The sequence below is a fragment of the Pseudomonas iranensis genome, assembly GCF_014268585.2.
Lineage (GTDB): Bacteria > Pseudomonadota > Gammaproteobacteria > Pseudomonadales > Pseudomonadaceae > Aquipseudomonas > Aquipseudomonas iranensis.
Window position 1 is genome coordinate 2,393,755 of sequence record NZ_CP077092.1, and the last position, 26,833, is coordinate 2,420,587.

Here is a 26,833-nt window from a genome sequence, read left to right on the forward strand (position 1 = left end):
GCCCGCGAGGCGTTTTTTTTATGCCTGGAGGAAAGCATGGGCGCAGCAGCACAGATCGACATCCACGGCGAGAAGGGCGGCAGCAGCAAGCCGAAGTCGCCGACCGAAGCCAGCGACAGCCTGCGCTCGACCAACTTGGCCAAGCTGCTGATTGCCGTGGGCGAGGGTGAATTCGACAGCGTCCCGACCGATTACGACATCTACCTGGATAACACGCCGATCCGCGATGCCAGCGGCAACTACAACTTCCCGAACGTGAAGTGGGACTGGCGCCCGGGCTCGGTGGATCAGACGTACATCCCCGGCATTCCTTCCGTCGAGAACGAGACGTCGCTGAACATTGAGTTGCGCAGCGATTCGCCATGGGTGCGCTCGATCACAAATACCCAGCTTTCCGCCGTGCGCATGCGGTTGGCGTGGCCAGCGCTGCAACGTTCCGATGACCAGGGCAATGTCGGCGGTTACCGCATCGAGTACGCAATCGACGTGGCCACTGATGGCGGCGCCTATCAGCAGGTACTGGTGGACGCAGTCGACGGCAAGACCACCACGCGCTACGAGCGCTCCCGCCGCATCGATCTGCCCGACGCCACTACTGGCTGGCAGATCCGCGTGCGCCGGCTCACGCCAAACCAGAACACCAACAAGATCGCCGACACCATGCTGGTTGCCGGCTATACCGAAGTCATCGACGCCAAGCTGCGCTACCCGAACACCGCGCTGCTCTACATCGAATTTGACGCCGAGCAGTTCACCAACATCCCGGCCGTCACCGTGAAGTGTAAGGCGCGCCGCTGGATGGTGCCGAGCAATTACGACCCGATCCTGCGCACCTATACAGGGACGTGGGACGGCTCGATGAAGTCGGCCTGGACCAATAACCCGGCGTGGATCACCTACGGCATCTGCACCGAAGACCGCTTCGGCCTGGGCAAGCGCATCAAGCCGTTCATGGTCGACAAGTGGGAGCTGTACCGCATCGCTCAATACTGCGACCAGTTGGTGCCGAACGGACTGGGCGGCCAGGAACCGCGCTTCCTCTGCGACATGAATCTGCAGGGCAAGGCCGATGCCTGGTCGCTGCTGCGCGACATCTCGGCGATTTACCGGGGCATGACGTACTGGGCTCAGGGCCAGCTGGTGATGCAGTCGGACATGCCGCGCGCGCAGGACTTCGACTACGTGTTCACCCGGTCCAACGTCATCGACGGCAAGTTCTCCTATGGCAGCGCCTCGGCGAAGACCCGTTACACCCGAGCGCTGGTCAGCTACGACAACCCGGCGAACAATTACGACACCGATGTCATCCCGTTCGCTGACCTGGATCTGCAACGTCGCTACGGCGACCGGCCCACCGAGCTGAGCGCCATTGGCTGCACCCGCGCGTCTGAGGCCCAGCGCCGTGGCAAGTGGGCGATTCTCAGCAACAATCAAGACCGCACCGTCTCGTTCAAGACCGGTATGGAAGGGGTCATCCCGCTGCCCGGCCATATCATCCCGGTGGCTGATTCTCTTCTGGCTGGCCGTGAAGTGGGCGGCCGGATCTCGGCGGTGGCGGGGCGGGTTATCACGCTCGATCGCGACACCCAGGCCAAGGCCGGCGACCGGCTGATCATCAACCTCCCCGGCGGCCGCGCCGAAGGTCGGACCGTGCAGAGCGTCAATGGCCGCGCCGTGACTGTCACGGTTGCCTACAGCGAACCGCCGGTGGTGCAGTTGCAATGGGCGCTCGACGCGGACGATCTGGCAATCCCGCTGTATCGCGTGCTGCGCACCAAGCGCACCACCGAGGGCGATTACGAAATCAGCGCGCTCCAGTTCGAGCCGAGCAAGTTCGCTTTCATCGACACCGGCGCACGCCTGGAAGAACGCCCGATCAGCGTGATCCCGATCACCGTTGTGCCGGCTCCGGCGAGCGTGTCGCTGTCGTCGACTTCATCGGTCGTGCAGGGCCTGGCCGTGGCCACCATGACAATCACCTGGCCTGCGGTGGACGGCGCGGTCGGCTACGACGTCGAATGGCGCAAGGACAGCGGCAACTGGATCAAGCTGCAGCGCACCGGCATGACCAACGTTGACGTGGTCGGCATTTACGCCGGCGCTTATGTGGCCCGGGTGCGCGCGGTGAGCGCGTTCGACATCACGTCGCCGTGGCGCAACTCGATCCTGACCAACCTCAGCGGTAAGCAAGGGCTGCCCCCGGCGCTGGCGTTCCTGACTGCCACGCCGCTGCTGTTCGGCATCTATCTCAAGTGGGGATTCCCTGCTGGCGCCGAGGACAGCCAGCGCACGGAGATCTGGTACGGGCCGACGACCGATCTTAAGGCTGCGACCAAGCTGACAGACCTGGCTTATCCGCAGACCGATTTCTCCATGCTCGGCCTGCGCGCGGGCGTGACCTTCTATTTCTGGGGACGCATCGTAGACAAGATCGGCAACATCGGTCCGTGGTATCCGATCGGGCTTGGCGTGCAGGGGCAATCCAGTTCCGACGCAGCAGCCATTCTCGAGATGATCGCCGGGCAAATCACCGAAACGGAACTGGGGCAGGACCTGCGAGACGAGATCGACAAGATCCCGGGCCTTCAGGCGCAGATTGATGCGCTCGACGGCCTGAAAGGCTACGACCCGGAAGCCACCTACCAAGAGTACGACTTGGTGGTGCAGGGCAAGCGGATCTACCAGGCCACCGGGCCGGTGCCTATCGAAACCCCACCGCCGAATCCGCTCTACTGGCTCGACGTTGGGCAGACAGTGGAGACGGCGAACGGTCTTGCCCAGCAGGTGGCGACAAACACCGCCGAGATCATCGAGATCGATGGCGTTGTTACTGCCCAAGCCACGGCCTTCGAAGCCCTTCGCGCCTCCTACCGAGACGATGACGGCGCTGGTGATCTCGCGGACGTAATTAAAAGCTACACCAGCACCGCAGCGATCGCTTCCGAATCGAAGGTTCGAGCCTCCGAAAACGAGGCAATGGCAAGGCGTGTGACGACCTTCGACGCAAAAATCGGAGAGAACGCGGCGAACATCACCGAGTTGGAAGAGGTGGTGGCCACGAACGAATCGGCGACCGCGACGAAGATCGATCAGCTAAATGTTTCGGTCGGGGAAAACTCGGCGGCCATTCAGCAGACGTCCACAGCTTATGCGGAAACGGCCGGGAAGCTGAGCACCATGTGGTCGGTGAAGATGCAGGTCACGTCGAATGGGCAGTACGTCGCAGCCGGCATCGGCCTCGGCATCGAGAATACCGGTGCCGGCTTGCAAAGCCAGTTCTTGGTAAGCGCTGACCGCTTCGCCATCGTTAACACCATCGCCGGCGGCGCGATCGCGGTGCCGTTTGCGGTGCAGGGCGGACAGGTGTTCATGAACTCGGCGTTCATTCAGGACGCCTCGATCGGAAACGCCAAGATCGGTTTCTTCATCCAGTCAGACAACTACATCGCAGGTGTTCAGGGCTGGCGCATCGACAAGGCCGGCAACTTCGAGTTGAACAGCCCGCTGGGTGGTGGCGCTCGCCAAGTCATCAACAACAACGGCGGCAAAGTGTTCGACGAGAACGGCGTGAAGCGCTATCAGTGGGGGAACTTGAACGCATGAGCTTCGGCATAAGGATATGGGACGCCGATGGGGCGCTCCAGCTGGACGAGAACTCATTCACGATACGCGTCGTGCTTTCGGTGCAGGTGACGTTCGCGCTTGGAGCCAGCAAAGGAACGCAGGATTTCGCCGTTCCCGGCGTAGGTCCTGGCAACGGAACCGCAATCGTGATCCCGATCGGTACCTATTCGCAGAACCAAATGCAGTTCGAAACCGAGATGCTCGACGGAGTCGTCCGCGTCTACAACTACACCCGGACTTACGCGGCGAGTACCACGTCCTCCGGAACCATGCGCTTGATAGTAATGAGGTGGAGCTGATGAGCTACGGCGTTCAGTTCACAAACAACAATAACGTCGTCACTTTGGATTCAGAGTATGCACGGCTGATGGTCATTGCTTCAGGGCGATATGCACCAAACCAAGAGTCTGGGCTTGGCTCGGTTACCACGTTTGCACGCCCCGTCACCTCGCAAGAGCCTCCGCTCGTATTCGTGCGACCTGACACTATCAACGGGGTAGCAGGACTTTGCCGGATGAGTCTTCTCGGCTCTGCGGGTAACTGGACTGGCTTTTATGTCAGGGCGTACGACGTCAGCGTTGCCGGCCTGAATGGGCGTTATTTCGTCGCCGCCTTTGGTGCCCAGCCTGTTGCTCAATACGGGATGCGTTTGTGGGACGGCGCCGGAAAGCTGCTATTTGACTCCGGCACTCCGAACGCAACGTTTACTCGCGCGTTTCAGAACTGGACGTATGTTCGCTATGACACCACCCCTCAGGGCCTGACGCGAATCTTCTACAGCGTTCCGTTCAACTTCCCTGAGAACGAGTACATGTTGCTCAACACATTCGGCATGCCGATGACTTCCGGAAGCGGTATCCCTCGCGATCTTTATTGCTGGTGGGATTTCCCAAACAACACGCTCTACGCCATCACCATTGCGGCATCGAACCCCTTCGCTTTCTTCCTGCCGGCCGTGTTCGCCAAACAAGCCGCATAACTCTTTTATAGGATGCACCCATGCCCTGGTACAAAACGGGAACGGTCTCTGTCACCCAAAATTCCAATGCGGTGATCGGCACAGGCACTGCATTTATCGCAAACAGCCGGGTAGGCGACGGATTTCGCGGCCCGGATGGCCGTTGGTACGAGGTGACGAACATCGCCAGCAACACCGCTCTGTCGATCTCGCCTAACTACGAAGGACCGACAGCGGCCGGCGGCTTCTACGCGATCATGCCGGTACAGGGCTACCAGAAGGATCTGTCCGACCAGGTGCGCGCAATCCTCAACGACTATGGCGAAAAGCTGGCGGCACTCGGAATCACCGGCAACTATGAAATTTTACCGGTCAACAAAGGCGGTACCGGGAGCACAACGCCTTCCAGTGCTCTTACTGAGCTGGGCTTTTCGGATTTCACAAAAACGCTGATTGATGACGCTAACGCAGGGGCTGCACGCTCTACGTTGGGGGCAGCAAAATCTGGCGCTAACAATGACATCACGTCCATTACTGGGATGACCGTCGCCCTCTCTGTTGCTCAAGGTGGCACAGGTGGCAAGACGCAGGCAGAAGCAAGGACCGGGCTGGGATTGGGTGGAGCTGCTGCTCTAGAGGTGGGCACGACCGCCGGTACCGTGGCTGCCGGTAACGACTCCCGTATTACTGGCGCCGTGCAGACTGGCTCGGCAGCAAACGTTCTCACATTGCGCCTTAACAATTCCACGACGCTTTCGAGTTCTGCAGGTTATTTAATTTCCAGTTCTGTTTTCTTTCCGCCAGGTTATCGGTCGAGTAGCGGTACCGGGCAATCTGGATCGAACCAATGGAATCTTTTCTGGGCTGGGTCTGGGATGCAGGTTTGGGTGGATGGATCGAACACCGGCACGATCCAATACACCGCCTCGGATGAGCGCATCAAGGAGGAAATCAATTACATTCAAGACACCTCAGGCGACCTTTCGCTAGTCGAGTCCTTGAGGCCTGTTACTTACAGATTCTCACAGCGTGGGCCGGTTTCTCAGTCGAGCGTAAAACGAGGTTTCATCGCTCAGGACGTGATGCTTTCGGATTCTTCATTGGTAACGGGTGATATCATCGAGGGCGAAACGAAGGATAACATTACGTCAATTCTCTCCCTTGATTCGCTCGGTCTCGTTTCTTACTTGGTTGGCGCGGTTCAAGAGCTTTCATCGAAAAACCATCAGCTCGAAAGCCGAATCAGGGCGCTTGAACAAGTCCAATAGATTACCGTTTTGATACGCCCGCCATCGACGAGCAGGTCGAAGTGATACGGGGATGGGCGGCAGCGTGAGTGGGTTATTAGCCCATATGTACCGCCGCCCCTCACCTGAAAATAGAAATGACAACAAAATATTGGGCGAGTACCATCCACTGAATTTGAAATCAGGGATTGAGCATGGACACAAGAAGCAGACAATTTTCCGTAGGCTTAGATATAGCTCGAGTGGTCGCTTGCATACTGGTTGTAGTTGTACATATATCCGCAAATGATTTTTTTGTGTTCGGTGAAAAATGGTTTTCGGCCAATTTCTTTGATTCTCTGGCGAGGGCTTCTGTACCCATATTCTTCATGATTACAGGAGCATTGCTCGTGTCGAGAGATGAGGGGGTATTTCCATTTTATAAGAGTCGGGTTGGTAGGATTCTTCAACCATTGATTTTCTGGTCAGTCATTTATGCTGCGGTATATTGGAAAGAATATCCAGGGGTTTTCGGCAGCATTAAGTTGCTGCTGACTGCGCCTTCGAATGGGCATCTTTGGTATTTTTACTCTCTTCTCGGCATTTACGTATTACTGCCTTTCTTGGGGAAGATATTTAGAAATTCAACTAATAATGAGCGGTTGATGTTTCTCGGTGCTTGGTTCCTGTGTAACTGTGTTTGGGGTACGTTCGGGCAGTTTTTAGCCCCCGGAGCAGACCCCATAAAGCTCTACTCACTATTCAGCTTTACTGGGTATTTCGGTTTTGTGTTTCTCGGGGCTTATCTCTTCGACCGAAACAAAAACAAAGGGGGTATGGGTTGGCTGGCTCTAAACCTGTTCCTAGCTTTTGTTGGGTCCGCAGGCACGTGCTATCTGACATATCTCGTTTCCGTACGAGCCGGTCACCCTTTGCAAACCTTCTATGTTTACCAGTCACCACTCATAGTTCTCGCGGCTTGCGCTGTTTTTAATATTGCTTTGATGGTTCGGTCGGTTCCTGATCTCATTAAGCCAATTGTTTCTGCGATCTCTGCTTGTTCACTTGGGATATATGCATTTCATCCGCTCGTGATGGACGTACTAATACGATATTTCGATCTCAACAAGGCGGATGTTTCCGGCTGGATAACGATCCCGGGATTGGTTTTCCTTACAATGGCAATTTCGCTTGTTATCGTGTGGGGGTTCCGAAAAATCCCAGTTTTTAGAAGAGTCTTTTAACGACTTAATTAACGGTTGAGTACCCGCCATCGAGCGGGTATTTTTTTGCCTGGAGAAAACCATGCCCATCACCCAGCAGCAGTTGCTGCAGATCCTCCCGAACGCCCGCACCCAAGCGGGCGTTTTTGTTTCCGCCTTGAATACCGCTATGCAGCATTACCAGATCGTCGGGGCCAAGCGCGCAGCGGCGTTCATTGCGCAGATTGGCCATGAATCTGGCCAGCTGGGCTATGTCCGTGAAATCTGGGGGCCGACCGCTGCCCAGCGCGGGTACGAAGGTCGTGAGGACCTGGGCAATACCGTGCCGGGCGATGGCCGGAAGTATTGCGGTCGCGGCCTGATTCAAATCACAGGCCGGGCGAACTACGCCAAGTGCGGCGAGGCGCTGGGGCTCGACCTGATCAGCCATCCCGAGCTGCTCGAACTGCCGCAGCATGCCGCGATGTCGGCAGCGTGGTTCTGGAAACAGAAGGGGCTGAATGATTTGGCCGATCGGGATCAATTCAACACCATCACCCGGCGCATCAATGGCGGGCTGAACGGTCTGCCCGATAGGCTGGCGCTGTGGGAGAAGGCGCGCAAGGTGCTGGCTTGAGCGCGCCGTGCTGAAATTGATGGCTCTGAGCCACACTTGCGGGGCCTTTGGTCTTGAACCATCATTCCTTTTTGATGATGGCGTTATGTACGTGGACAAGCGACTTGCAGGGCTTTCGTTCTTGATGACCCTCGTTTGGGTTACGGTCGTCCTGGCAGTGATGTATTGGATGTCGCGCTGAATATAAAGGGTAAATAGTTGTGCAAGGCGTAGTGATGGGCGACAAAATGCAGCGAGAGGCCGATCGCCTGCTGGCACAGATCGTCCGGACAGATTCGATGATCACTGCAGTGAAGGCGGGAGCACGGGCTGAAGGTTTCGTGCTTGGGCTGGAAACCGCCGGCGCATTGCGCTCCGGCGATGCTGAAAGGCTCTACATCATTTTCGAAGCTGCTCTGGTGGAGCACCTGAAAACCTTGTCGCAACGATGAATCATTCGGCCGGCTTGATCAGTTCCGGCCCCTGATTGCGTACGTTACCCACGGCGCGGTCAACCTTGAACCATTCGAAAGCCTCGGATGGCTCGCCCTCATGCAGCACCATCTGTTCGGCGCGCTCTTTGGGCGTGGCTGGGTCCAACCATTCACGCGCGAGCTCTGGCGGAAGAACGACCGGTCGCCGGTCATGAACGTCCACCATTCCGCCAGCGCTGTCGGCGGTGATGATCACGAAACCGTCATGTTCGCCGGGGCCGTGCTCTTCGTTCGGGTATTGGCCGATCGCGGCGCAGAGAACCGGGGATTGGTCCCGATGCCTGATCAGGTAGGGCTGCTTCTTCGGTCCACCTTCATCGACCCACTCGAACCAGTTGTTGATCGCGATGATTGCCCGGTGCGGCCAGATCGCGCGGAAGAACGGGCCGTGGGCGACTTTCTCTACGCGGGCGTTGATTGGCGCGGCGCGGTCTTTTGCCCAGTGCGGGCGCCATCCCCAGCGAACCATGTCTGCATGCAGAAACTCGCCCTCCTGGTGGAAGAGGGCGAGCTGAGTGGTCGGCGCGGCGTTGTACCGCTCGAATGGCTGCTTGCCGGTCGAGTTGATGAGCGCGTTCGGCATGCTGAGCGCCGCCACGAAGTCGTGGATGCCACTGTATTGGGAGAGTCGTCCGCACATTGCCATGCCCTCAGCTGGATCTGATTCAGCGTAGACCCGCCAGCGCTGGCTTCGTCACAAACCTTTTTCGGCGCAACATTCGCAATGACCTGCCAGCTCCTCGCGATCTCGAGCTTCTCGGAGCAGGCGCTGGTTTTCATTGAACAGATGGCTTCTGTTGTGCTCGACGTTGGCGAATCTGCGCTTCTCGCTCAGTAAATCTCCTTCGGCGTACTGAAGCTTTGCCCTGAGAGAGTTTCTCTCCTCCGTGAGCGCGTCATTGTCTCTGACCAGGCCTTCGATATTCGCCAGCGCTCGATCGAGCTTGAGAGTGAGCGCTTCGAATTCGTTCTCGTACATCCTGAGCTGGTGTCGGCAGGTTTCGAGCGGGGTCGGGTTGCCGAGCCAATCGTCGGTATCTTCTATATAGAGGGGGTCCACGGGCACGCCTTACTGAATACTGTTTGCATATACAGTAATCGAGGCTGTGCCAGCGGGCGAGGGTGAGGCGACGAGCTGTCAGTCGGGCGTCATCAAAACAGCCAAGGTCATTTTGATGAATTCTTCATTCCGATCAAGCGCGGCCAGAGAGCTTCGGACATTTTCGGCGACATCGGCTGATCCGCGCTGCTCGACCCAGAGGGTGAGTTCCATGATGGCGGCTTCAAGGGCAAGTTGGTTTTCGTTGATCTTGGCGAGCAGGGAAGGGAGTAGATCTGAGTTCGGCATTGGGTGTCCTCCATGGAAGAACCCAGAATAGCAGAGGGAGATTTGATTGGCAGAACGCCGGGGAAGGGCAGAGCACTGTAGGAAAATACAGCGCTAAGTTGTTGATTCTTATAGCGAGTAAGGTCAGTTTTTCACCCTGCCAATTTCGGTGGGTTTCCTTTGCGCATCAATAGGTTGCGCGTGTTTCGTGGTCACCTTGACATGGTGGGGGTCGTTGGTTCGAGTCCAATCGCGCCTACCAAACAAAATCCGCTCTGCTGGGCGGTCTGGAAGGGCTCACCGAAAGGTGAGCCCTTTTTTGTTGTCTGCGATTTGCGCAACGCCTGTTACCGGTCATTTCCGCTTCGCTCTGATAAGCGCTCCATTCATTACTGTTTGCGCAAAATGATCAAGCGCCATTTTGGTGCATTCTTCTTCCATTTCGTTGTTGAAAACACCTGAATATCCAAAGGCTTACAGCTCTTTTTCTCCAACCGGTTATCGAAAAAGCCTTGTTGCATGTTGGGAATTTAAGTAACATCCGTTCCGCGTTCACCACCACGGTTTATGCATTTTTAAATCCCAAGCTTCCATCAGCTGCTTGGGATTTTTTTTGCCTGCGATTTGGCGTTTGGGCGCTTGTCCCTCCCTCACCTCCAAGCGAGGCGCGGTTTTTTCGTCTACTACTGACTGGCCGATTTTCAACTCTTTATAAAGGAGTGCGTCGATGCTGAGTCAGTGGGTCCTTGCCGCTATTCATCTATTCGCGTTTGCCTTGGCTTTCTGGGCGGCGCTGACGCGCGGCACAGCTTTCCGAAAACTCTCGGCGGGCACGGGAGAGGTCAAGCGCGTTCTGCTCGCGGATAACCTTTGGGGGCTTTCAGCTTTGACGCTGCTTATCACCGGAGCAATGCGTGCGTTTGGTGGTTACGAGAAAGGCTCTGGCTATTACCTGCATCAGCCGCTGTTTCATCTGAAGATGACGCTGTTCTTGCTGATACTACTGATGGAGCTTGCACCGATGATCACGCTGATCAAATGGCGCATCGCATCCTCGCGCGGTGTGGCGCTTGATAGCGGACGTGCGAAGTTGTACGCGCGAATCAGTCATGTTGAAGCGCTGCTGCTGATCCTGATGATGGTCGCGGCGACAGGCATGGCGCGTGGCGTGATATTCGCTTAGAAGGCGAAATTCGCCGTGCTCTATCGGAAACGTCCGACAGCCAGCTCCAGGAGTGAAAGGTAATATCGGCGCAAGAAAGGAGGGGGGGGCAAGTGAAAGGAGTCAGCATGCTTCAGGCGCCGTGCCCAGCGGGGTGAAATGCGGATGGCTAAACGGCGCGTGAATCTTTAGCCAGTCTTGCGCGACGGCAATAGGACTGGCTACGTAATGCAAAGTGGCTCAGGGCGTTTGCGGCTTGTCCGGAGCGGTCAGGCCGGCCTGGATGCGTTGATAAATTTCTTCACGGTGCACTGCCACGTTTTTCGGAGCGTTGATACCGATGCGGACTTGTTGGCCGCTGACTCCGAGGATGGTGATCGTGATGTCATCACCAATGTTTATGCTTTCACCGACTTTGCGGGTGAGTATCAGCATGGTCTTCTCCTTGATTGCTTTGTAGGGCACCTGATTCAGACAGTGCAGAGGTCGGTGGTATCTATAGATTAGTGCGAAGTCTCACGGTTTGGGTGCCTCTTTCTGACGCGCAGAAGCGGCATTAATTCCCAGGGCGTAACTATACAGAGGCTGCAATCATCATTCTCGTTGTTTTGTGCCCATTTTGCGGGGCTCGCGAAGTATTTTTGAATGATAAGATCGCGGCTTTACGAATTCCGAGGAAAGCGTTGTGCGCAAATTGGTTTGGCTGGTAGCGGCACTGGCATTGGCAGGCTGCGGTGAAGGCAAGAATGTAGATGCGCCGAAGCCTGAGACGAAGGTCGCGGCAGCGCCGGGGGCCGCCGCGCCACAGTGGGATCTGGAAGTGCGTGGCGAGACTCCTCAGGCCGTCAGTGACCTGAGCGGCTGGTTGATCGAGCATGCTTTCGTTCCGACGGTCGTCAAGGACGGCAGCGGTAAAACACGAATTCTGATCGGTCCGTTCAATTCCCAGGCTGATGCCGAGGCGCGAAAGGTGCAGGTCGATGCAGCGCTGGTCAAAGCCAAGAAACAAAATATCGAATCCGTGGTGATCGAGCATCCGCTAACGCCATAAGCGAAGCGCCTTCAAAACACGCGGAACAGACATTAAAAAGGCCTCGAGCATAACGCTCGAGGCCTTTTTATTTCCGCTGCAATCAGCCGCAGGCTTTCAGATTTACCGAGCCGACAAACTCGTTGCCGCGCCCCATCACGCACGCCACGCTCTGGTTGCGCTGACGTTCCCAGTCCTGCACTGGATAGGTCTTGTCCCACGCTTCGTACAACTGCCGATCCTGCTTCGATAGGCGAAGTCCGTATTGTTTGCTCATATAAAAATAAGTGCGGGCGATCATGCCGCGAATCGAAGGGCGGGGCATGACCTTCTTGGCCTTGAAGTCGACCTGTGTCAGGCAAGAGCCATACTGACCGGACTGCACCGGCAACCAGCCGTAGCTGAAGTTGCTGCGGTCACCGTTGACCTCACCGATGCTTGGTACCAGGTTGTGCAGATCAGCTTCGGCTTTTTGATACACCGGATCGTAACGCGTGCAATTCTTGCGTCCGCCTTGCTGCCAGCACTGTCGCTGATGTCCGATCTGCCAGGCCGGCACGATGTGCTCCCATTCGATTCTCGATGCACGCTTGGCGTTCTTGCGCGGCACATAGCCGCAAGCCTTCAGGTCGACCTTGTTGCCGGTGTACTTGCAGCCGCAGTAAAACTCGGTGGATTGCGGCGCATAAAGTTTCCACGCGGCTTTCTTGGCTTCGGAAAATGTACGTGGGGCGCCAGCCTGGGCACCCATGGCGAAAAACAACAACAGCAAAGCAACACAGCGGACACTCATTGAATCAATCTTCCTTCGGCACAACCCAAAAAATCTGCACGCCACCGTCATCGCGATAAGCGAGGGTAACGTTGTCGTTCTCGTCGATTTCCTCGAGCAAGCGCTCCCAGTCGTCCATCGGCTCATCCGGCAGACGGAAAATCAGTGCGGCTTTGGCTTTTTGTGCGGTGGGGGAATTGATGATTTTCTGAACGCGCATACCCATGCGTTCGTAAGCGTCAGGAGCAGCAGGAGAGGTGGCCACGAGGTTATCCTTATTAAGCTGTACGTGCATACAGTATTTAACTGTAAGCGATTTCGCAACTGCTTAAAATTCAAGAAAATCCTCTGACAGCGTGTTTCCGGTTTTGGTGTAGGACTCGGCAAGTTTTTTGTGGGAAAAATGCTTGAAGGGTGTAAGCCGGGCACCACCTGCCACGCTGGCAGGTGGTGCGCAATTGCCCGATCGAGACGTGATCAGGCGAAGGACAATCAGTATTCCCAGAACATCCGTTGCAGCTCTTTGCTGTCGTTGGTCTTGGTCAGCGCGACCATCGCCAGGATGCGGGCTTTTTGCGGGTTCAGATCGTGAGCGACAACCCAGTCGTATTTGTCGTCAGGCTGTTCGGCGTTACGCAGGACAAAGCCGCCGGCGTTGACGTGGGACGAGCGAATGATCTGCACGCCATCCTTGCGCAGCGCTTGCAGGGATGGAACCACGCGAGAGGATACCGAACCGTTGCCAGTGCCGGCGTGGATGATGGCTTTGGCGCCGGCTTGCGCCAGTGCCTTGTAGGCGGTATCGCTGACGTTGCCGTAGGAGTAGGCAATTTCTACGTCAGGCAGGCTCTTGATGTTTTTAATGTCGAATTCCGAATCCATGGTGTGACGCTTGGCCGGCAGGCGGAACCAGTAGGATTTGCCTTCGACCACCATGCCCAGTGGACCCCAGGCGCTTTTGAATGCTTCGGTCTTGATGTTGATCATTTTGCTGACGTCGCGGCCGGACTGAATCTCGTCATTCATGGTGACGAGTACGCCTTTGCCGCGCGCGTCTTTGCTGCTCGCCACGGCGACGGCGTTGTACAGGTTGAGCATGCCGTCTGCCGACATGGCAGTGCCCGGGCGCATCGAGCCGACGACGATGATTGGCTTGTCGGTCTTCTCGACCAGGTTCAGGAAGTACGCGGTTTCTTCCAGAGTGTCGGTGCCGTGGGTAATGACAATACCGTCGACGTCCTTGCTGTCAGCCAGTTCGGCAACCCGGCGGCCAAGTTGCAGGAGGTTGTCGTTGGTGATGCTTTCCGATGCGATCTGCATGACTTGCTCGCCACGCACGTTGGCCAGTTTGCTCAACTCGGGAATACCGGCGATCAGTTGTTCGATGCCGACTTTTGCCGCTTGATAGGTCGCACTGTTGGCAGCGCTCGCGCCAGCGCCGGCGATGGTGCCGCCGGTGGCGAGTACAACGACGTTGGCCAGTTTGGTCTGGGTTTCGACTTCTTTTGCCTGAGCGGCGGTTGGCAGGAGCAGGAGGAGGGCCAATGCGCCCGGAATCAAGGTATTGAAAGCAGATTTCATTATTTTTCTCTCTAGTCGTGAGACGGTGCTGATGCAGGTTCATCTAGATGCGCCACAAGCCGATCTGGATGCTTGGGGTGCAAGGAGGGGAGCAGGATTCATACCATGCGTAATGCGCCTGCGGAAAATGTTTAACTTGATGATTTAAATCAACATTTGTCGAGAGTCAGAGCATTGCTGCGGTCTCGTCCATCCGGGATTCCGAACGACGGACGGATTCTTGTTCGGCTCACCGATAGGCGGTGTTGTGAAATGCCAGCCTGTGAAAAATCCCTGCTAAAGAAAAGTGCTCTCAGGCCGATGCGTCCTCAAGGAAACCAAATCTTAGGAGTTCACATGTCACTGACGGTCGGTTTTGCCAATCCCGCTGCTGTCACCATCGGCGGTAAAACTGCAGCGACGATCAACACCCTGAACGAAGCCGACGAGGCATCGACGCAGGCGCTGGGTGCCGAGAAGACTGAGAAGAATCAGGTCAGAACCGGTGGTGGTCCTGTGCAGGAAAACAGTGAAACCGAGGCCGACAGCAATCTCAGCATTACCGTCAAGACACTGCTCAAGCGGATGAAGGAGTTGCAAAAGCAACTTCAGGAGCAGCAACAGCAACTGGCTGCGGCTCAGGCTGCAAGCTATCCGACTCCCGAAGCGAAGTCCCAGGCAGTGATGTCGATTCAGGGCCAGATCGCGCAAACCAGCGCCGCACTGGCGGAAGTGGCGGGTGCGTTGGTCAAGGAGATGTCGAAAAGCGCTACCAGCGGCGGCTTGGTCAATACGACTGCCTGAAGCGCCAAATTGCCAATTCGGCGATTCGGCCTACAACAAAAGACGATTTCTGATTGTTGACAAATGCCGGCGGGATTCTCATAGTTCGGTGTACGCAAACGTTTGCGCGGCTTGGAAGGGCATTTCCTCCCGGAGCCGTGACGTAGCTTACGTCAGCGCAAACGTTGCTCACAATAATCATAAGATCGGAGTGAACCCATGAAGCTGCCATTCGCCGCACGTCTTCTTGCTGTCGCTATGCTGGCTGCCACAGCCGCCGCACTACCTGTCTCCTCGGCTTTCGCCGAATCCGCAGAAAAACCCAAAGTCGCGCTGGTCATGAAATCCTTGGCCAATGAATTCTTCCTGACCATGGAAGACGGCGCCAAGGCCTACCAGAAAGAACACTCCGCCGATTTCGATCTGATCTCCAACGGTATCAAAGACGAAACCGATACCGCCGGCCAGACTCGCATCGTCGAACAGATGATCCTGGCCAAGGTGAATGCACTGGTGATCGCGCCTTCTGACTCCAAGGCCATGGTGCCGGTTATCAAGAAGGCCGTAGACGCCGGTATCACGGTCATCAACATCGACAACCAGCTCGATCCCGCCGTTGTCAAAAGCAAAAACATCAACGTGCCTTTCGTAGGTCCGGACAACCGCAAGGGTGCGCGTCTGGTTGGCGAATACCTGGCCAAGCAACTGAAGGCGGGCGACGAGGTCGGCATCATCGAAGGCGTGTCCACCACCACCAACGCACAGGCGCGCACGGCCGGTTTCAAGGACGCGATGGAAGCCGCGCAGATCAAAGTGGTCTCGCTGCAATCCGGTGATTGGGAGATCGACAAGGGCAACAAGGTTGCCGCTTCGATCCTCAGTGAATACCCGGATGTCAAAGCGCTGCTGGCCGGTAACGACAGCATGGCGGTCGGCGCCGTTTCCGCAGTCCGTGCCGCTGGCAAGGCAGGGCAGGTAAAAGTCGTCGGTTACGACAACATCAATGCGATCAAGCCAATGCTCAAGGACGGTCGTGTGCTGGCGACGGCTGACCAGTTTGCAGCCAAGCAGGCCGTGTTCGGCATCGAAACCGCACTGAAGATCATCAAGGGCGAGAAAGTCGACAGCGGTGCCAACGGCGTGATCGAAACACCGGTCGAGCTGGTCACCCAGTAAGTCATCTGGCGACACAACGGCGCTCGTCCGTCCGGGCGAGCGCATGGAGATTTCTATGTCAGTTTCCGCCCCGAACGCTGTCCTCTCGGTCAGCGGTATCGGCAAGACCTATGCGCAACCGGTGCTCACCGGCATCGATCTGACGCTGATGCGCGGTGAAGTACTGGCGCTGACCGGCGAAAATGGTGCCGGCAAAAGTACCCTGTCGAAGATCATTGGTGGTTTGGTCACGCCCACTACCGGCCAGATGCAATTCCACGGCAAGGACTATCGTCCGGGCAGCCGTACCCAGGCTGAAGAGCTTGGCGTGCGCATGGTCATGCAAGAACTCAATCTGTTGCCGACGCTGTCGGTGGCGGAAAACCTGTTTCTGGATAATCTGCCGAGCAGCGCTGGCTGGATCAGCCGCAAGCAGTTGCGCAAGGCCGCGATCGAAGCCATGGCGCAAGTCGGCCTCGATGCGATCGATCCGGACACGCTGGTCGGCGAACTCGGTATCGGCCATCAGCAGATGGTCGAAATCGCGCGCAACCTGATTGGCGATTGCCACGTGCTGATCCTCGATGAGCCGACCGCGATGCTCACGGCGCGCGAAGTCGAAATGCTCTTCGAGCAGATCACCCGATTGCAGGCTCGCGGCGTTTCCATCATCTATATCTCTCATCGTCTCGAAGAACTGGCGCGGGTGGCGCAGCGTATTGCTGTGCTGCGTGACGGCAATCTGGTCTGCGTCGAGCCGATGGCCAACTACAACAGCGAGCAACTGGTCACCTTGATGGTCGGTCGCGAACTGGGTGAACACATCGACATGGGGCCGCGCAAGATCGGCGCTCCGGCGCTGACGGTCAACGGCCTGACGCGTTCGGACAAAGTCCGCGACGTCTCCTTCGAAGTGCGTGCCGGGGAGATCTTCGGTATTTCCGGATTGATCGGGGCAGGGCGCACGGAATTGCTGCGGCTGATCTTCGGTGCCGATACCGCTGATAGCGGTACCATCGCCCTCGGCTCGCCGGCCAAAGTCGTGAGTGTTCGCTCGCCAGTGGATGCCGTGCGCAACGGCATCGCGTTGATCACCGAGGATCGCAAGGGCGAAGGGCTGCTGCTCAGTCAGTCGATCAGCGCCAACATCGCCCTGGGTAACATGCCGGAAATCTCCAGTGGTGGTTTCGTCAACAACGGCGACGAAATCTCCCTGGCGCAGCGTCAGATCGAAGCCATGCGCATCCGCAGTTCGAGCCCGACGCAGCTGGTCTCGGAACTGTCCGGCGGCAATCAGCAGAAGGTCGTGATCGGTCGCTGGCTGGAACGCGACTGTTCGGTACTGCTGTTCGACGAGCCGACTCGCGGGATTGATGTCGGCGCCAAGTTCGATATTTACGGTTTGCTCGGCGAGTTGACCCGCCAGGGCAAGGCATTGGTCGTGGTGTCCAGTGACTTGCGTGAGTTGATGCTGATCTGCGACCGGATCGGCGTGCTCTCGGCGGGACGCCTGATCGACACCTTCGAGCGCGACAGCTGGACCCAGGATGATTTGCTTGCCGCCGCTTTCGCCGGCTACCAGAAACGTGATGCGTTGCTCAATGAAGCAGCGCCTAGGGATCTCCCATGAAAACTGCATCTTCTGCCAGTAAACGTAGTGGCAATTTCTTTGGCCTGGGTACTTATCTGGGCCTGGCCGGTGCCTTGCTGGCGATGATTGCGCTGTTCTCGGTCCTGAGCAGCCATTTCCTCTCGTACAACACCTTCAGCACCCTGGCCAACCAGATTCCCGACCTGATGGTGCTGGCGGTGGGCATGACCTTTGTGCTGATCATCGGCGGCATCGATTTGTCCGTCGGCTCGGTCCTCGCGCTGGCCGCATCGACGGTCAGCGTTGCGATTCTCGGCTGGGGCTGGAGCGTTTTGCCAGCGGCGCTGCTCGGCATGGCGGTGGCGGCTCTGGCCGGGACCATCACTGGCTCAATCACCGTGGCCTGGCGGATTCCGTCGTTCATCGTCTCCCTCGGCGTGCTGGAAATGGCCCGTGGTGTGGCGTATCAGATGACCGGGTCGCGCACCGCGTACATCGGCGATGCGTTCGCCTGGCTGTCGAATCCGATCGCGTTCGGCATTTCCCCGTCGTTCATCATCGCTTTGCTGGTGATCTTCATTGCGCAGGCGGTTCTGACCCGCACGGTTTTTGGTCGTTATCTGATCGGCATCGGCACCAACGAAGAGGCCGTGCGGCTGGCCGGGATCAATCCCAAGCCCTACAAGATTCTGGTGTTCAGCCTGATGGGGCTGCTGGCAGGTATCGCTGCGCTGTTTCAGATTTCCCGTCTGGAAGCAGCTGACCCGAACGCAGGTTCGGGCCTGGAACTGCAAGTGATCGCAGCGGTGGTCATCGGCGGCACCAGCCTGATGGGCGGGCGCGGTTCGGTGATCAGCACTTTCTTTGGTGTGTTGATCATTTCCGTGCTCGCGGCCGGTCTCGCGCAGATTGGTGCGACTGAGCCAACCAAGCGCATCATCACCGGTGCGGTGATCGTCATTGCCGTGGTGCTCGACACCTATCGCAGTCAACGCGCCAGTCGCCGGGGCTGAACCATGGCAACGATCAAGGATGTAGCGGCGCTCGCGGGCATTTCCTACACGACTGTGTCGCACGTGGTGAACAACACCCGCCCGGTCAGCAAGGAAGTGCGCCTGAAAGTCGAAGCAGCAATCAAAAGCCTCGACTACGTGCCCAGTGCCGTGGCGCGCTCGCTGAAAGCCAAAACCACGGCGACCATCGGCCTGCTGGTGCCTAACAGCCTCAACCCGTACTTCGCGGAATTGGCGCGCGGAATCGAGGATTACTGCGAGCGCAACGGCTATTGCGTGATCCTCTGTAACTCCGACGACAACCCGGACAAGCAGCGCAGCTATTTGCGTGTCTTGCTGGAAAAGCGCATCGACGGTTTGATCGTCGCCTCCGCCGGCGGTGATAGTGGTCTGGCGCAAGGGCTGGCGGGCGTGAAGACGCCGATGGTCATCGTCGACCGGGGTCTGGAAGGTGTAAATGCCGATCTGGTGCGCATCGACCACGAATACGGCGCTTATCTGGCAACCCGTCATCTGCTCGAGTTGGGGCATCGCGACATCGCCACGATCGGCGGTCCGGCCAGTACCAGCGTGGCGCAAATGCGTCAGGCCGGTTATTGCCGAGCGCTGCAAGAGGCGGGAATCGAGGTGCGCGAAGAGCGCATGCTGGAAAGCGACTTCACCAGCACCGGCGGTTACAACGCCGCTGCCCGGCTGCTTGAAAGCAATCCGCCCAGTGCGATTTTTGCCGGCAACGACATGATTGGTATCGGTGTGCTGCGTGCGGCGGCCGAACGTAACGTCCGGGTGCCCGCCGAGCTGTCAGTGATCGGCTTCGATGACATTCAGATGAGTCGTTATGTCTATCCGGCGCTGACCACGGTCGGCCAGTCGATCCTGCAACTGGGCGAGATGGCCGCCGAAGTGCTGTTGCGCAGAATTGCTGCGCCGGACTCGGACACCGATCAACGCATCGTGACCCCGAGCATTGTCCTGCGTGAATCGACCGCGCCGCTGTCCGGCGTGTTCACCGAATATCGCTGAAACCGAATTGATGAGTAGTGATGTATGCCAGCAAATGTAGTGGTAATAGGCAGCCTGAACATGGACCTGGTCACCCGGGCGCCACGGCTGCCGCGCGACGGTGAAACGCTGATCGGTCATTCCTTTGCCACCGTGTCGGGCGGCAAGGGCGCCAATCAGGCGGTTGCCGCTGCGCGGTTGGGTGCGCAGGTGGCGATGGTTGGCTGCGTTGGCAATGACGACTATGGTGTGCGATTGCGCGATGCCTTGCTCGCTGAGCAAGTCGACTGCACGGCCGTCAGTGTTGTGGAGGATTCCAGCGGCGTAGCGCTGATTGTGGTGGATGACAACAGCCAGAACGCCATCGTGATTGTCGCCGGTGCCAACGGCGCGATGACGCCGGCAGTGATCGACCGCTTTGACGCGGTTTTACAGGCCGCCGATGTGGTGATCTGTCAGCTCGAGATTCCCGATGCGACGGTCGGGCATGCGCTCAAGCGTGCGCGTGAACTGGGCAAAACCGTCATCCTCAATCCGGCGCCGGCGAGCCGCCCACTGCCGGCGGACTGGTTTGCCGCCATCGACTACCTGATTCCCAACGAGAGCGAAGCCGCCGCGTTGAGCGGGCTCGCTGTCGACTCGTTGCAGTCGGCAGAAGCGGCTGCCACCCAATTGATTGCCATGGGCGCCGGTAAAGTCATCGTCACCTTGGGCGCGCAGGGTTCGTTGTTCGCCAATGGCGAAGGCTTCGAACATTTCCTCGCGCCGACCGTGAAGGCGCTGGATACCACGGCTGCGGGTGACACCTTTGTCGGCGGTTTCGCCGCAGCGCTGGCCAATGGCAAATCCGAGGATGAGGCGATCCGCTACGGTCAGATCGCCGCTGCGCTGTCTGTCACCCGCGCCGGTGCGCAACCGTCGATTCCAACCATGTCCGAAGTACAGGCGTTCAAACCCGTATGAAAAAGACTCCTTTGCTCAACGTCGCGCTGTCGCGACTGATCGCTTCGCTTGGCCACGGTGACATGGTCGTGATCGGCGACGCCGGTTTGCCCGTGCCACCGGGTGTCGAGTTGATCGATCTGGCACTGACCCATGGCATCCCTGATTTCGTCAGCACGCTGAAAGTCGTACTCAGCGAGATGCAGGTGGAAAGCCATGTGTTGGCCAAAGAGATCTTCGATAAGCAGCCCTCGGCGCTGGCCGATCTGGACGCGTTGAACGAAGAGGGCGCGCTGGGCCGTAGGGATCTGCTCACTCACGAGCAGTTCAAGGTACTGAGCCGACAAGCCAGGGCGATCATTCGTACAGGAGAATGTCAGCCGTACTGCAACATCGTTCTGGTCGCCGGGGTTACATTCTGATTTCCGATTTCACCTGCACAAGGAATGCGCCATGCAACGCTATGCTGAAAAAATTCACCAACTGATCCGGAGTCTGCTGCTCTTGTCCGTGATAACTGCGACCGGCGCCCAGGCGGCGGAAAAGATCGACCTGATCATCGACACCGATCCGGGCGCTGACGATGTGGTCGCCTTACTGTTCGCTCTGGCGTCGCCGGATGAATTGAATATTCGCGCTCTGACTACCGTGGCCGGCAACGTGCGCCTGGACAAGACTTCGCGTAACGCGCGGCTCGCTCGCGAATGGGCAGGGCGCGAAGATGTGCCGGTTTACGCTGGCGCACCGAAGCCGCTGATGCGCACGCCGATTTACGCCGAGAACATTCATGGCAAGGAAGGCTTGTCGGGCGTGACGGTTCACGAGCCGAAGAAAGGCCTGGCGAAAGGAAATGCGGTCAATTATCTGATCGACACTCTTAAATCGGCCAAACCGCACAGCATCACCATCGCCATGCTCGGCCCGCAGACCAACCTGGCTCTGGCGTTGATCCAGGAGCCGGAGATCGTTCAGGGCATCAAGGAAGTGGTGATCATGGGCGGGGCGCATTTCAACGGTGGCAACATCACCCCTGTGGCTGAATTCAACCTGTTCGCTGATCCGCAGGCTGCCGAGGTGGTGCTCAAGAGCGGGGTGAAACTCACCTATCTGCCGCTGGACGTGACCCACAAGATCCTGACCAGCGATGCACGCCTGAAGCAGATCGCCGCGCTGAACAACAATGCGAGCAAGATCGTCGGCGACATTCTCAACGAATACATCAAGGGCGATATGGAGCACTACGGCATTCCCGGCGGCCCGGTGCATGACGCCACCGTTGTGGCGTATCTGCTCAAGCCTGAGTTGTTTACCGGTCGGGCGGTCAACGTCGTGGTGGATAGCCGTGAAGGACCGACATTCGGCCAGACCATCGTTGACTGGTATGACGGCCTGAAAGCGCCGAAGAATGCATTCTGGGTCGAAAATGGCGACGCCCAGGGATTCTTTGATCTGCTGACCGAGCGCCTGAAACGCCTGAAATAAGTCGTCGACCCGCAGGCAGTTTGCCTGCGGGTTTTCACTGCGGCTGTTCGGCCTGGCCGATCGGATAGCGTTCGAATACCTGGTTGATAAAATGCTGCGCCGCTTCTATCCCCAACTCCTTGACCAGTAGATCGATGCCGATCAGCGCCAGTTCTTCCGTCGTGCCGGGGCTGTAAGAGCTGTGTCCTTCGGCCCATTTGGCGTTGATGGCGGCGTCGATGCTTACACTGGTCATGGGAGGCTCGAAAGGTCAGGATGTCTGTTTTTCGAGTTAACCATTTTGCGCGGCGTTTGGCACTGCGACTTAGGCATGAGCGGAGCGCTATGCGACACTTGGTCTTTTCCGGCTTACCAAGGACCCTGTTGTGCAGATCGATCTGAATAGCCCTGACGGCCTCACACTCGATGCCGTGCGCCAATTGCTCGCCTCGGCCTGTGACGACGTACACAACCAATTGCGCGTGACCAAAGACGGCATCGCCTATCTGTCCACCGTGACCGGTGGACAGGATATCGACGGTCTGCTGTTTCGCTTGGAAACCTGGGCAAAGGGCTCCGGCTATGTGGGTAACGTCGCAGCCAGCGATGAAGTCTGGGTGATGCAGATTTACAACGCGCTCAGGGACAACTGGCCGAATCCGCCGTATGACTACATCGACGTTTATTGAGGTCGTTAATATTCAGTCACGATTGTTTGCTGAGTCGCCGCGCGCAGCTCAGGCACACTCGGCATTTTTCCGCTCGTGGGGCAGGGCATGGCTTGAGCCTTGAAACCAAACGCCGCATTGGCGGTCGCACGATCTCTGCTTAAACATTTGAAAACAAGGAGGCTTCATGCCTTTGAAGTTCGCGACACTGGGTGCACTGATGGCCGCTGCGCTGTTGGCTGGTTGCAGCACAACCTCCAGCGAGTCGGCAAAGGAACCCGTGGCTGCTGAATCGGGGAACAGCCGCTGCGAAGCATCGGCAGCGCAATTCGCCATCGGCAAGAAGGCATCCCCTGAATTGCTGGATCAGGCACGTGCCAAGGCTGGGGCGCAAAATGCGCGCTTCCTCAAGCCGAACGACATGATCACCCTGGAATACCGCTCCGATCGCCTGAACCTGAACACCGACAACAACCTGATAGTCACCCGCGTCAACTGCGGCTGAGTCCTTTTGTCTCAGGCATAAAAAACCCCGTCACTTGGACGGGGTTTTTTTAGTGCGCCGAGAAATTACTCTGGGCGAACCTGTGCAGCTTGCATACCCTTTTGGCCTTTCTCAGCCACGAAAGAGACGGTCTGGCCTTCTTTCAGGCTTTTGAAACCGTCGGATTCGATAGCTTTGAAGTGTACGAACAGGTCGTCACCGCCACCTTGAGGAGTGATGAAGCCGAAGCCTTTTTCATCGTTGAACCATTTAACGGTGCCGGTTTGGCGATTAGACATGGTGTATCTCCAAGAAACATATATTTTCAGTAGTACTGTGCTGCTCAGGCCAACTGGGCACACCCGGGTATCATAGTCGAAATGTTCGCTTTGGGAGCCCCCCGGACGTGCTGTTTGCCAATCAGTCGCGTTTTCTTTACCACCCGTTTCTGCTGAAAGCCCCGGTTTGAAAGGCTTTCAGCGAAACGTAAAGACGATAAAAAAACCTGTAAAACCTGCATAAATCGTCTGAAAAGGCTCATTTCCAGCACTTTTTTCCGCCTTTCAGCCGATGTTAATACCCGATTTTATTATTTTTTCGGGGCGGTATTTGCCTTGCATTTGGCGATCTGGCCAAGGGCTTTCTGTTGCAATTCAGGAGTCGCCTTGTTGTCCATCAGCGCCTGAATGTCGCTGGCCGGATAGGACTTGATGGCGTCAGCTCCGCAAGCGCAGTGGGATTTCGCCGCTGCAGCACCGATCTGCTGGGTCGCAGCCTGAGTGCACTGGGCCATGTACTTCTCGCGCTCGCCTTTCGGCCAGTCGGCATGGGCGCTCAGTGGCAGCAGCAGAACGACGGGGGCGACGATGGCGAATAAGCTTTTCAGACGCATGCGAGGATGCTCCTTGTGGGTCAATGTCTTGTTATCTGAGGGCGCAAGGGCCGATCAAGTTCAGCACTCTGGCATAAAATCGGACATTTCGCCTTCTGCCAAATCAGGGCGTGAGCGACCGCTCATCTGTGCTAGCATGCCGGGCTCAAGCGTTCTCAGGCTTCGGATGACCTTCAGTCCCGAGGCGGTCGGCGTGCGAATTTTTTCGATTTGAATCCCAGTCACTCTGGTTCGGTTTTCCGGTTGGCCGCAAGGCTCCTGCCGCTGTAAGGCAGGCGTTCGTCATTGAATGGCCTGGATCGGATCTTGTACTGGCTCATCCCAACCCACGTGACCTTTGGTAGGGGTCACCACTAGGAGAGGAGGCGCCATGCCAACTATTACTCTTCCCGACGGCAGTCAACGTTCATTCGATCACCCGGTTTCCGTAGCCGAGGTCGCCGCATCCATTGGTGCAGGTCTGGCCAAGGCCACGCTCGCCGGCAAGGTCAATGGCCAACTGGTCGACGCCAGCGACATCATCAGCAGCGACGCGACCCTGCAAATCATTACGCCAAAGGATGAAGAGGGGCTGGAGATCATTCGCCACTCTTGCGCGCACCTGGTTGGCCACGCGGTCAAACAGCTGTACCCGACCGCGAAGATGGTCATCGGCCCGGTCATCGACGAAGGCTTCTATTACGACATCGCCTACGAACGTCCTTTCACGCCGGAAGACATGGCGGCCATCGAACAGCGCATGCAGCAGCTGATCGAGAAGGATTACGACGTCATCAAGAAAGTCACTCCGCGCGCCGAAGTGATCGAAGTGTTCAAGGCCCGTGGCGAAGACTACAAGCTGCGCCTGGTCGAAGACATGCCGAACGAGCAGGCCATGGGTCTGTACTATCACGAAGAATACGTCGACATGTGCCGCGGTCCGCACGTGCCGAACACGCGCTTCCTGAAATCCTTCAAGCTGACCAAGCTGTCGGGCGCCTACTGGCGTGGCGACGCCAAGAACGAGCAATTGCAGCGCGTTTACGGCACTGCCTGGGCCGACAAGAAGCAACTGGCGGCATACATCCAGCGCATCGAAGAAGCCGAGAAGCGCGATCACCGCAAGATCGGCAAGCGCCTGGGCCTGTTCCACACTCAGGAAGAGTCGCCGGGCATGGTGTTCTGGCACCCGAATGGCTGGACTCTGTACCAGGTGCTCGAGCAGTACATGCGCAAGATCCAGCGCGACAACGGCTACCTTGAGATCAAGACTCCTCAAGTCGTCGACCGCAGCCTGTGGGAAAAATCCGGGCACTGGGCCAACTACGCCGACAACATGTTCACCACTCAGTCGGAGAACCGCGACTACGCCATCAAGCCGATGAACTGTCCGTGCCACGTGCAGGTGTTCAACCAGGGCCTGAAAAGCTACCGCGAGTTGCCGATGCGTCTGGCCGAGTTCGGTGCCTGCCACCGTAACGAGCCGTCGGGTGCGTTGCACGGCATCATGCGCGTGCGAGCGTTCACTCAGGACGACGCGCACATTTTCTGCACCGAAGAGCAGATGCAGGCCGAGTCCGCTGCGTTCATCAAGCTGACCATGGACGTCTATCGCGATTTCGGCTTTACCGAAGTCGAGATGAAACTGTCCACTCGTCCGGAAAAACGCGTCGGCTCCGATGAGCTGTGGGATCGCGCTGAAGCAGCATTGGCTGCAGCCCTTGATTCTGCTGGCCTGCCGTACGATCTGCAGCCAGGCGAGGGTGCTTTCTACGGGCCGAAGATCGAGTTCTCGCTGAAAGATTGTCTCGGTCGCGTCTGGCAGTGTGGTACCTTGCAGCTCGATTTTAACCTGCCTGTCCGTTTGGGCGCTGAATACGTCTCCGAAGACAACAGCCGCAAACACCCAGTGATGTTGCACCGCGCGATCCTCGGTTCGTTCGAGCGTTTCGTCGGGATTCTGATCGAGCACTACGAAGGTGCCTTCCCTGCGTGGCTCGCGCCGACCCAGGCGGTGATCATGAATATCACTGATAAACAGGCAGATTTTGTTGCAGAGGTTGAAAAAACTCTCAACGAAAGCGGATTTCGTGCCAAGTCCGACTTGAGAAATGAAAAGATCGGCTTTAAAATCCGCGAGCATACTTTGCTCAAGGTTCCCTATCTTTTGGTTATCGGAGATAAGGAAGTCGAGATGCAGACTGTCGCTGTGCGTACTCGTGAAGGTGCTGACCTGGGCTCGATGCCCGTCGCCCAGTTCGCTGAGTTTCTCGCGCAAGCGGTTTCCCGGCGTGGTCGCCCAGATTCGGAGTAATTATTATTAAGCGTGAAATGAGACAAGATAAACGAGCTGCACCGAAAGCCCCGATCAACGAGAATATCTCGGCACGCGAGGTTCGGTTAATTGGCGCTGATGGCGAGCAGATTGGCATCGTCTCGATTGATGAAGCGCTTCGTATCGCTGAAGAAGCAAAGCTTGATCTGGTGGAAATCTCCGCAGATGCAGTCCCGCCTGTTTGCCGGGTGATGGACTACGGCAAATCGATCTTCGAGAAGAAGAAGCAGATTGCCGCGGCGAAGAAAAACCAGAAGCAGATTCAGGTTAAAGAAATCAAGTTTCGTCCAGGGACGGAGGAAGGGGATTACCAGGTAAAACTGCGCAACCTGGTACGTTTCCTGAGTGACGGGGACAGGGCCAAGGTATCCTTGCGATTCCGCGGCCGTGAGATGGCCCACCAGGAGCTGGGGATGGAACTCCTCAAGCGGGTTGAACAAGACCTGCTCGAGTACGGTTCGGTCGAACAGCATCCTAAGATGGAAGGACGCCAGCTGATCATGGTCATCGCCCCGAAAAAGAAGAAGTAATCAACAGGGCACGGCAGGCCTTCTGAT

The 26,833-nt window shown here is 57.4% G+C and carries 31 protein-coding genes and 1 tRNA gene; 22 read left to right on the forward strand and 10 right to left on the reverse strand.

What is annotated here, in order from left to right:
- Positions 1 to 36: 36 nt before the first annotated feature.
- The 7 genes from HU724_RS10665 to HU724_RS10695 all read left to right on the forward strand — a co-directional run bounded on the left by HU724_RS10665 (position 37) and on the right by HU724_RS10695 (position 8,078).
- The gene (locus HU724_RS10665) at positions 37 to 3,603 is read left to right on the forward strand and encodes a TipJ family phage tail tip protein (protein WP_186565512.1); all 3,567 of its coding nucleotides are present in this window, start codon (positions 37 to 39) and stop codon (positions 3,601 to 3,603) included.
- Between the two features lie 8 nt (positions 3,604 to 3,611).
- Positions 3,612 to 3,923: a hypothetical protein gene (locus tag HU724_RS10670; RefSeq protein WP_186566055.1), complete on the forward strand. Its 312-nt coding sequence runs from the start codon at positions 3,612 to 3,614 to the stop codon at positions 3,921 to 3,923.
- On the forward strand, positions 3,923 to 4,603 hold the full coding sequence (locus HU724_RS10675; RefSeq protein ID WP_186565510.1) for a hypothetical protein: 681 nt from the start codon (positions 3,923 to 3,925) through the stop codon (positions 4,601 to 4,603). The genes HU724_RS10670 and HU724_RS10675 overlap by 1 nt, the downstream gene beginning before the upstream one ends.
- 20 nt (positions 4,604 to 4,623) lie before the next feature.
- Positions 4,624 to 5,850, forward strand: coding sequence for a tail fiber domain-containing protein (locus HU724_RS10680; protein WP_186565508.1), 1,227 nt, complete (start codon positions 4,624 to 4,626; stop codon positions 5,848 to 5,850).
- 173 nt (positions 5,851 to 6,023) lie between these two features.
- Positions 6,024 to 7,052 (forward strand): acyltransferase, encoded by a 1,029-nt coding sequence (locus tag HU724_RS10685; RefSeq protein ID WP_186565506.1) that lies wholly within the window; start codon positions 6,024 to 6,026, stop codon positions 7,050 to 7,052.
- A 61-nt stretch (positions 7,053 to 7,113) separates the two neighbouring features.
- Positions 7,114 to 7,647, forward strand: a complete 534-nt coding sequence (locus HU724_RS10690; protein WP_186565504.1) for a glycoside hydrolase family 19 protein — start codon at positions 7,114 to 7,116, stop codon at positions 7,645 to 7,647.
- A 200-nt stretch (positions 7,648 to 7,847) separates the two neighbouring features.
- Positions 7,848 to 8,078 carry a hypothetical protein gene (locus HU724_RS10695; RefSeq protein WP_186565502.1) on the forward strand — a complete coding sequence of 77 codons (231 nt, stop codon included), beginning with the start codon at positions 7,848 to 7,850 and terminating at the stop codon, positions 8,076 to 8,078.
- A 1-nt stretch (position 8,079) separates the two neighbouring features.
- Here HU724_RS10695 and HU724_RS10700 read toward each other — a convergent pair whose 3' ends face one another.
- The 3 genes from HU724_RS10700 to HU724_RS10710 all read right to left on the reverse strand — a co-directional run bounded on the left by HU724_RS10700 (position 8,080) and on the right by HU724_RS10710 (position 9,468).
- A complete protein-coding gene (locus HU724_RS10700; RefSeq protein WP_186565501.1) occupies positions 8,080 to 8,760 on the reverse strand; it encodes an SOS response-associated peptidase family protein in 681 nt (226 codons plus the stop codon).
- A gap of 54 nt (positions 8,761 to 8,814) precedes the next feature.
- Positions 8,815 to 9,180, reverse strand: a complete 366-nt coding sequence (locus tag HU724_RS10705; RefSeq protein ID WP_186565499.1) for a hypothetical protein — start codon at positions 9,178 to 9,180, stop codon at positions 8,815 to 8,817.
- A 78-nt stretch (positions 9,181 to 9,258) separates the two neighbouring features.
- On the reverse strand, positions 9,259 to 9,468 hold the full coding sequence (locus HU724_RS10710) for a hypothetical protein (protein WP_186565496.1): 210 nt from the start codon (positions 9,466 to 9,468) through the stop codon (positions 9,259 to 9,261).
- Between the two features lie 171 nt (positions 9,469 to 9,639).
- On the opposite strand from HU724_RS10710, the gene HU724_RS10715 reads away from it, so the two are divergent.
- Both HU724_RS10715 and HU724_RS10720 read left to right on the forward strand, forming a co-directional pair.
- A tRNA-OTHER gene (locus HU724_RS10715) sits at positions 9,640 to 9,709 on the forward strand.
- Positions 9,710 to 10,174: 465 nt separating this feature from the next.
- Complete coding sequence (locus tag HU724_RS10720; protein ID WP_110598877.1) at positions 10,175 to 10,630, forward strand: DUF2214 family protein; 456 nt, start codon at positions 10,175 to 10,177, stop codon at positions 10,628 to 10,630.
- 219 nt (positions 10,631 to 10,849) lie between these two features.
- On the opposite strand, the gene csrA is transcribed toward HU724_RS10720, so the two are convergent.
- Complete coding sequence (csrA, locus tag HU724_RS10725; protein WP_003179932.1) at positions 10,850 to 11,044, reverse strand: carbon storage regulator CsrA; 195 nt, start codon at positions 11,042 to 11,044, stop codon at positions 10,850 to 10,852.
- Between the two features lie 250 nt (positions 11,045 to 11,294).
- Here csrA and HU724_RS10730 point away from each other — a divergent pair, with 250 nt between their 5' ends.
- On the forward strand, positions 11,295 to 11,660 hold the full coding sequence (locus HU724_RS10730; protein WP_186565494.1) for an SPOR domain-containing protein: 366 nt from the start codon (positions 11,295 to 11,297) through the stop codon (positions 11,658 to 11,660).
- 82 nt (positions 11,661 to 11,742) lie between these two features.
- On the opposite strand, the gene HU724_RS10735 is transcribed toward HU724_RS10730, so the two are convergent.
- From HU724_RS10735 to HU724_RS10745, 3 genes are all read right to left on the reverse strand, one after another.
- Complete coding sequence (locus HU724_RS10735) at positions 11,743 to 12,432, reverse strand: endonuclease (RefSeq protein ID WP_024012402.1); 690 nt, start codon at positions 12,430 to 12,432, stop codon at positions 11,743 to 11,745.
- 4 nt (positions 12,433 to 12,436) lie between these two features.
- Positions 12,437 to 12,706, reverse strand: coding sequence for a DUF1654 domain-containing protein (locus HU724_RS10740; protein WP_016774035.1), 270 nt, complete (start codon positions 12,704 to 12,706; stop codon positions 12,437 to 12,439).
- Positions 12,707 to 12,903: 197 nt separating this feature from the next.
- A complete protein-coding gene (locus HU724_RS10745; protein WP_186565492.1) occupies positions 12,904 to 13,992 on the reverse strand; it encodes an asparaginase in 1,089 nt (362 codons plus the stop codon).
- Positions 13,993 to 14,328: 336 nt separating this feature from the next.
- On the opposite strand from HU724_RS10745, the gene HU724_RS10750 reads away from it, so the two are divergent.
- From HU724_RS10750 to HU724_RS10785, 8 genes are all read left to right on the forward strand, one after another.
- Positions 14,329 to 14,775, forward strand: coding sequence for a hypothetical protein (locus HU724_RS10750; RefSeq protein ID WP_186565490.1), 447 nt, complete (start codon positions 14,329 to 14,331; stop codon positions 14,773 to 14,775).
- A 198-nt stretch (positions 14,776 to 14,973) separates the two neighbouring features.
- Entirely contained in the window at positions 14,974 to 15,930 is a 957-nt protein-coding gene (locus tag HU724_RS10755; RefSeq protein ID WP_024012403.1) for a sugar ABC transporter substrate-binding protein, read from the forward strand.
- A gap of 55 nt (positions 15,931 to 15,985) precedes the next feature.
- Positions 15,986 to 17,539 (forward strand): sugar ABC transporter ATP-binding protein, encoded by a 1,554-nt coding sequence (locus HU724_RS10760; protein ID WP_186565488.1) that lies wholly within the window; start codon positions 15,986 to 15,988, stop codon positions 17,537 to 17,539.
- Complete coding sequence (locus tag HU724_RS10765; RefSeq protein WP_016774040.1) at positions 17,536 to 18,513, forward strand: ABC transporter permease; 978 nt, start codon at positions 17,536 to 17,538, stop codon at positions 18,511 to 18,513. Before HU724_RS10760 ends, HU724_RS10765 begins: the two co-directional genes overlap by 4 nt.
- Positions 18,514 to 18,516: 3 nt before the next feature.
- Positions 18,517 to 19,536, forward strand: coding sequence for a LacI family DNA-binding transcriptional regulator (locus HU724_RS10770; protein ID WP_186565486.1), 1,020 nt, complete (start codon positions 18,517 to 18,519; stop codon positions 19,534 to 19,536).
- Between the two features lie 24 nt (positions 19,537 to 19,560).
- Complete coding sequence (rbsK, locus tag HU724_RS10775) at positions 19,561 to 20,478, forward strand: ribokinase (protein WP_186565484.1); 918 nt, start codon at positions 19,561 to 19,563, stop codon at positions 20,476 to 20,478.
- Positions 20,475 to 20,879 (forward strand): D-ribose pyranase, encoded by a 405-nt coding sequence (rbsD, locus tag HU724_RS10780; RefSeq protein ID WP_130899501.1) that lies wholly within the window; start codon positions 20,475 to 20,477, stop codon positions 20,877 to 20,879. The genes rbsK and rbsD overlap by 4 nt, the downstream gene beginning before the upstream one ends.
- A gap of 31 nt (positions 20,880 to 20,910) precedes the next feature.
- Positions 20,911 to 21,939 carry a nucleoside hydrolase gene (locus tag HU724_RS10785; protein ID WP_133338749.1) on the forward strand — a complete coding sequence of 343 codons (1,029 nt, stop codon included), beginning with the start codon at positions 20,911 to 20,913 and terminating at the stop codon, positions 21,937 to 21,939.
- A gap of 34 nt (positions 21,940 to 21,973) precedes the next feature.
- Here HU724_RS10785 and HU724_RS10790 read toward each other — a convergent pair whose 3' ends face one another.
- Complete coding sequence (locus tag HU724_RS10790) at positions 21,974 to 22,174, reverse strand: hypothetical protein (protein ID WP_016774045.1); 201 nt, start codon at positions 22,172 to 22,174, stop codon at positions 21,974 to 21,976.
- 130 nt (positions 22,175 to 22,304) lie between these two features.
- Between HU724_RS10790 and HU724_RS10795 the strand changes: the two genes are divergently transcribed.
- Positions 22,305 to 22,607 (forward strand): hypothetical protein, encoded by a 303-nt coding sequence (locus HU724_RS10795; protein WP_186565482.1) that lies wholly within the window; start codon positions 22,305 to 22,307, stop codon positions 22,605 to 22,607.
- A 166-nt stretch (positions 22,608 to 22,773) separates the two neighbouring features.
- Positions 22,774 to 23,091, forward strand: a complete 318-nt coding sequence (locus HU724_RS10800) for an I78 family peptidase inhibitor (RefSeq protein ID WP_095179508.1) — start codon at positions 22,774 to 22,776, stop codon at positions 23,089 to 23,091.
- A 65-nt stretch (positions 23,092 to 23,156) separates the two neighbouring features.
- Here the strand turns inward: HU724_RS10800 and HU724_RS10805 are convergent, their stop codons facing one another.
- Complete coding sequence (locus HU724_RS10805; protein ID WP_003179963.1) at positions 23,157 to 23,369, reverse strand: cold-shock protein; 213 nt, start codon at positions 23,367 to 23,369, stop codon at positions 23,157 to 23,159.
- Between the two features lie 290 nt (positions 23,370 to 23,659).
- Positions 23,660 to 23,962 (reverse strand): hypothetical protein, encoded by a 303-nt coding sequence (locus HU724_RS10810; protein ID WP_130899498.1) that lies wholly within the window; start codon positions 23,960 to 23,962, stop codon positions 23,660 to 23,662.
- A gap of 370 nt (positions 23,963 to 24,332) precedes the next feature.
- On the opposite strand from HU724_RS10810, the gene thrS reads away from it, so the two are divergent.
- Together thrS and infC are read left to right on the forward strand one after the other, a co-directional pair.
- Positions 24,333 to 26,255 (forward strand): threonine--tRNA ligase, encoded by a 1,923-nt coding sequence (gene thrS / locus HU724_RS10815; RefSeq protein WP_024012407.1) that lies wholly within the window; start codon positions 24,333 to 24,335, stop codon positions 26,253 to 26,255.
- Entirely contained in the window at positions 26,255 to 26,806 is a 552-nt protein-coding gene (gene infC, locus HU724_RS10820) for a translation initiation factor IF-3 (protein WP_169432615.1), read from the forward strand. The genes thrS and infC overlap by 1 nt, the downstream gene beginning before the upstream one ends.
- The last annotated feature ends 27 nt before the right edge of the window (positions 26,807 to 26,833 follow it).